This window comes from Streptomyces sp. NPDC059092 (assembly GCF_042756365.1).
Taxonomy (GTDB): Bacteria; Actinomycetota; Actinomycetes; order Streptomycetales; family Streptomycetaceae; genus Streptomyces.
In genome coordinates this window covers 1-3,985 of the sequence record NZ_JBHZEJ010000142.1, presented here as the reverse complement: position 1 = coordinate 3,985, position 3,985 = coordinate 1, and the positions used below count along the sequence as shown (strand labels likewise).

General features: G+C 68.8%; 3 protein-coding genes and 1 pseudogene. 2 read left to right on the top strand and 2 right to left on the bottom strand.

Annotation, left to right across the window (positions count from 1 at the left end; genetic code table 11):
- Positions 1–1,424: 1,424 nt before the first annotated feature.
- Positions 1,425–1,829, bottom strand: coding sequence for a type II toxin-antitoxin system PemK/MazF family toxin (locus ACFXPL_RS36940; protein ID WP_384927555.1), 405 nt, complete (start codon positions 1,827–1,829; stop codon positions 1,425–1,427).
- A 166-nt stretch (positions 1,830–1,995) separates the two neighbouring features.
- On the opposite strand from ACFXPL_RS36940, the pseudogene ACFXPL_RS36935 reads away from it, so the two are divergent.
- Positions 1,996–3,238, top strand: a pseudogene (locus ACFXPL_RS36935) (IS701 family transposase).
- A 36-nt stretch (positions 3,239–3,274) separates the two neighbouring features.
- On the opposite strand, the gene ACFXPL_RS36930 reads toward ACFXPL_RS36935, so the two are convergent.
- Positions 3,275–3,535, bottom strand: coding sequence for a hypothetical protein (locus ACFXPL_RS36930; protein ID WP_384927556.1), 261 nt, complete (start codon positions 3,533–3,535; stop codon positions 3,275–3,277).
- Between the two features lie 145 nt (positions 3,536–3,680).
- Between ACFXPL_RS36930 and ACFXPL_RS36925 the strand changes: the two genes are divergently transcribed.
- Entirely contained in the window at positions 3,681–3,824 is a 144-nt protein-coding gene (locus ACFXPL_RS36925; RefSeq protein ID WP_384927554.1) for a hypothetical protein, read from the top strand.
- The last annotated feature ends 161 nt before the right edge of the window (positions 3,825–3,985 follow it).

Below are 3,985 nucleotides of genomic sequence, written 5' to 3'. Positions count from 1 at the left end.
TTTTTTTTATACCACCCCGGCCCGGGCCGCACCTTTTTGTCGGTGTGGGTGGGGGGGTTCCCCCCCCCCAACCAAACCCCGGTCTAGGTGTGTTTCCACAGCGCAGTGACTGCGCTGAGTAACCACAGCACCTGACGTGCACAGGGGCATCGGATACTGAAACCGCACCGCCGGCATCCGAAGATGCTTCCGGAGGGGGCGAGGGAGAGGCTGCTGGAGACGGTGAACGCCGCCCGGGACAGGCTGGTTGTCAGCTGGCTCGCCGACGGCGGGCTTCGTACCGGCGAGCTCTGCGGACTGCACCTGTGAGCGAGGGGGAGTTCGAGCGGTGGTTGGCTGACCAGCCGTCGCTGCCGGGCTATGGGGAGTGCCGCGCGGGCGTGTGCGATGAGCCGGCTGCCTCGCCGCTGGGGCTGTGCGGCGCACACGAGGGCGGCTACATCCGGGCCGGGCGGAGCGCGGCTGCCGAAGAACTTCTTCGCCACCTACGAGCGGCACGATCGCACTGTCCCGGTGACCTGCGAGGACCAGGCCGCCTTCCGTGCCTGGTGCCGCGCGCAACCGCCGGCGCACCGCACGGGACAGGTCAACCTGCGCGTGCTGCGGCCCTTGCTGCGGGCGGAGTTCCAGTGGGGCATGTATGTCCACGGCCTGCAGCCGATCGCCGTGGGGCACCTGACGTGGGTGCAGTCGCTCGCGGATGAGTGCCAGCGCCGCGACGTGGCGTCCCTGCCCGGCCTGAACCCGTCCGTCTTCCGCCGCGCCTACCACCAGCGCATGGTCCAGGAGATGCGACAGGCCCCTGCGGAAGGTCTGCTTCACCCCCTCCGACACCCGGGAGGCCGGCTATATCGAGACCGAGCGCTTCGGGGTGCGTTTCCCTCACCGCTCCAGCTACATCGGCCTGACCTGCGTCTCCCAGCGGTGGCTGCGCGACCTTTGGTGGGACCGCATCGCCGACGTGCCGCGCTCGCCCTCGTGCCCGCGCAGAACCGCCGCGTCGCGGATCTCGAAGCCCAGACCGCGGCTCCGGCGGGCTGATCCGACGTGACCGGCGGCCGTCACACCTCTGGTGAGGCAGCCGCCGACCGTGGCGCACACTTGACCGATGCCCACAGTCGATGAACCTGTTCGAGACGCGCGGGCGAAGCCGCCTCACCCGGCGGATGATGACCGCCGTGCATATCACCAGGGCACTACGCCGGACCCCGCTTCGAAGCGCCGGACACCGCCAAGATCACAAAGCACCCGCACACACCCTGACCTGCAAAAACGCCGGTCAGAGGCACATCTGCTAGCCCGCCTAGTACTCCAGCCGTAGATCGTGATCTCGGTGGTGAGGGGCGCCGAGGCAGCAGGTGGCCAGCGTCGATCATCTCGCCCGAGATCGCCCACGCCGTCGCGGGCGTCGGCTCCTTTTCCGTCTACCCGAGTTCACCGAGACGGAGGGCATCCCTTATCTCGCTGAGCTTCGCGGTCGTGGCCGGGGTCCGCTCCTGCGCTTGTTCAGCGAGTCGGAGGGCGTCGTCAATCTCGCTGAGCTTCACGGACGACAGGACGGCCGCCCGCTCTATCAGGTCGTCCCGGGACACAGTGGTCAGCCACGTGCACGGGGTGAAGCCTGGACGCGGGAACGCGAGCCGCAGCACGCCTTCGAACGGCAGTCCTTCACCGGCGCCGACCGTCACTTCGATGCCCAGACCGCTGATGTCGACGCCCGCCGGAGCGACGACCTGCATCACCCGGATCCCGGACGTGTCGTCTCCCGACAGCAGTACGACCAACCTCCGCTCGTCGAACTGGACCCACCAGACTTCGCCACATTGCACAAGTCCTCCAGACACATGACGGCAGACAGACGCTGCGCGACCCTGACGCGCTGTGGAGACGGGTGCGGCCACCGTTGATCATCGGTGTGTGAAGACTGAAGATCATGCGGTGACCGCAGGTCACAGCGTAGACCCTGCCCGCTGGCAGGAGGCGTTCGAGGGCCTGATGGCCCGGATCGCGGGCCGGTTCGCACGGGTCGAACCCCGACGTCGGGTCGGGCGGTTGGTGCTCGGGCTGCTGTCGGACGTGCCGCGCAAAAACTGCTGGACCCATCGCAGAGTGGGCCGGAGAGAGCACCCCGGACGGCATGCAGCACCTGCTCGGGCGGGCCAAGTGGGACGCCGACCAGGTCCGCGACGACGTGCGGGCCTACGTGGTGGAGCATCTGCGGGACGACCAGGCGGTTGTGGTGGTCGACGAGACCGGCGACGTGAAGAAGGGCACCGACACCGTCGGTGTCCAGCGCCAGTACACCGGCACCGCGGGCAGGATCGAGAGCGCTCAGGTCGCCGTCCATCTCGTCTACGCCGGCCGCCGCGGACACGCCGCGGCAGACCGGGAACTGTACGTTCCGCGTTCCTGGACCTCGGACCCCGCCGACCACTGCCGGGACGCCGGACTCGGTGACAAGACCGAATTCGCGACCAAACCGCAGCTTGCCACCCGCACGGTCACCCGATTCCTGGACGCCGGCCACCGGGCCGCCTGGGTCGCGGGAGACGAGGTCTACGGCGGCAACCCGACGCTACGCGCCGCGCTGGAAGAACGCGGCACCGGCTACATCCTCGCGGTGGCCTGCTCGCACGAAGTCACCACAGGCTCCCGGAAGTTCCGCGCGGACCCGCTGGCCAGGAAGGTGCCCAAGAGGGCCTGGCAGAAGCTGTCCGCAGGGAGCGGAGCCAAGGGCCACCGCCTCTACGACTGGGCCGTCATCGACCTCACCAGCCCCCGGCCCGGGAGCCGGCAGTTACTGATCCGCCGCAACCGCAGTACCGGCGAACTCGCGTACTACCGCTGCTACTCGCCGGCCGCCGCAGTGCCGCTGACCACCCTGGTGCGCGTCGCTGGATCAAGGTGGCGGGTCGAGGAGTTTTTCCAGTCCGGCAAGGGCCTGGCGGCCTTGGACGAGCACCAGGTCCGCCGCTACCCGTCCCGGTCCCGCTGGGTCACCCTGGCCATGCTCGCGCACGCCTTCCTCGCCGTCGTCCGCGCGAACGAACACGACCGCGATCCCGCACCAGACGCCCTCATACCGCTCACCTGCAACGAGATCCAACGGCTGTTCATCACGCTCGTCATCCGGCCCGCCTTTGACCCGGTCCACCGGCTCGGCTGGTCCGACTGGCGACGCCGCCACCAGGCCCGATCCCAGACCAGCCACTACCGGCGGCAAGCCGCTCGAACGTGAAGATCACGATTTACGGCTGGAGTATTAGCGCCCGGCTCAGGGGCGGCCGAGAGAGTGGTCGGAATTTCCGGTGACGAGTTCTCCGAGAGCCTGGGGGCCGCCCCGGAGACGGCGGTCGCGCTGGCTGACGCCGAACGCGCCGTAGGGGTAGCCGCCGGGCCTGGGGGTGCTGATCTCGTCGAGTGCGGTGGTGGCTCGGCCGTCCAGGGTGAGGTCGGCGGCAGCGATGCTGTCGTGGAGTTGCTTGAGGGTGCGCGCGCCGAAGACCGGTGCGGTGACGCCGGGGCGGTCGGCGATCCAGCTCAGGGCAACCTGAGCGGGGTGGCGCCGATCTCTCCAGCGATGCGGACGACCTCGTCGATGGTGGCCCAGTTACGTTCGGAGGCCGCGTACTCCGCCGACACGTACTGGTACAGCTCGTCGTCGGAACCGGCGTGAGCAGATGCTCGGCATCCGGTTCCCGGCGCCGGAGTACGCGACTGGTCCTCGGCACCGGGGCCTGATCGACGCCCTGGGGCTGGACGAGATCCGCAGCCCCGTAGTGATCGAGTTCCAGAAGGGCTCCGGCAGCGGGGTGCTGTCGTAGGCCGTCTCGTACCTGTCCTGGCTGGACTCGGCTCACCACGAGTTCGAGGCGCCGGTCCGGAAGGTGCTAGGGCGTGTCCGTAATGTCAGTCGGGGAGCCATAGTCGCAGGCAGGCGATGGTGACCAGGGCTTTGTAGTGGCGGGCTCGTTTGTCGTAGCGA

Bases quoted from the DNA above. Each gene is read 5' to 3' on its own strand.
- ACFXPL_RS36925 (WP_384927554.1), top strand. From the start codon at position 3,681: ATGCTCGGCATCCGGTTCCCGGCGCCGGAGTACGCGACTGGTCCTCGG.